This window comes from Nitrosomonas communis, from assembly GCF_900114745.1.
Classification (GTDB): Bacteria; Pseudomonadota; Gammaproteobacteria; order Burkholderiales; family Nitrosomonadaceae; genus Nitrosomonas; species Nitrosomonas communis_A.
In genome coordinates this window covers 1-1,305 of sequence record NZ_FOUB01000181.1, presented here as the reverse complement: position 1 = coordinate 1,305, position 1,305 = coordinate 1, and the positions used below count along the sequence as shown (strand labels likewise).

General features: G+C 45.6%; 1 protein-coding gene and 1 pseudogene. One reads left to right on the top strand and one right to left on the bottom strand.

Features of this window, described 5'->3' with window-relative positions:
- Positions 1 to 12: 12 nt before the first annotated feature.
- Positions 13 to 300: pseudogene (locus tag BM122_RS21275) on the top strand (transposase); the annotation flags it as partial.
- 724 nt (positions 301 to 1,024) lie between these two features.
- Here the strand turns inward: BM122_RS21275 and BM122_RS21270 are convergent.
- A partial coding sequence (locus tag BM122_RS21270; protein WP_177198257.1) for a transposase occupies positions 1,025 to 1,305 on the bottom strand: 281 nt, incomplete at its 5' end.

Genomic DNA, 1,305 nt, shown 5'->3' with positions numbered 1-1,305 from the left:
GACCGGGGCTAACTCTCGCAGCCACTCTTTGAGCAGGGCGTGCAGCTCGTTACCAAAGTACGCAAGAACATGAAAAACAAGCTGTTGCCGCTTTTTGACAAGCTCTTGTTACGTAAACGCTCAATTATTGAGACCGTCAATGACCCATTGAAGAATATCTCGCAAATCGAGCATTTCCGCCATCGCAGCCCATTTAACTTCTTTGTTAATTTGATAGCTAGACTGGTGGCTTACACGTTCCGCGAGAAGAAACCCTCGCTTAATATCAGACTCCCTCAAGCTCTTCCAATCGTGATGTGATGGTTCTTATGTCGAACTCACGTTAAAATACTAAATTATCCAAAAAGTCAGCTATGCAGAGGCCTCTCGGATAGATTGTAAATGGTAGCAAGCTGGTGCCTCCGTTGACATAAACTGTCAACCCAGCCAGCATACCGAACAAGCTTACCCAGAAAAAATACTGACACGAATTGCCGTAAATCCCATCAGCAGATTGATCAGGAAAAAAGAAAGGCAGGCACGAGTCTCGAGGAGAGAACAGATAAAAAGCACCATCCCGTTCTAGGCCTTTGTTGATCGCCTCAAGACGATCGCCAAAACGGCGTTGTACTGCCTTACGAAACAGGTAGAGCGTGCAGTCAGAAGAGCAAGTGTGGCACCTAGGGTAGCTGAAAGCAGGGCAACCGGCCTCCCTATCTGGAATTCACCCCATTGCAAGCCATATAACAGCAGAGCCCGGTAAGGCCGCCATGATGATATAACTTTCCCGGTAAAGGCTGATTAATTAAATTGGCTGCTCTTGATAAGCCTGCATAAGCGCATCATAACTTACCTTAAGTGTTCTAGACTGAAAAAATGTCCCAGATCGAAAGTAAAAACAATCCAAGCAACACTAAGATTGGGTGGATTAAATTCTGGAAATTCGATACGAGGTAAGCCACCAGGAAAACCCACTGCCTCGAATACTTAGCTAAAGCATCTGACTATTTCTTCTGCCTCTATAGCAGATCCCATATAAAATGATTTAAATTTCATAAGCGGAAAAGAGCTGCTCGATGGAACAACCTTCCCTTTTTCTGATGGCTTTGGCCTGAGCCCATTTGGGTTCAATGTCATTTAAGTCTGGGGAATAAGGCGGCAGGTATTCAAGTGTATGCCCGGCATGGGCAATGGCGGTTTGGATATCCTGCCGTTTATGAAAGGTTGCGTTGTCCATGACAATCACGCAAGCGGGCAGAAGTTTAGGCAAAAAGTCCTGCGTTATCCACGCATAGAAAATGTCAGCGGTGATATCGGCTATGAACA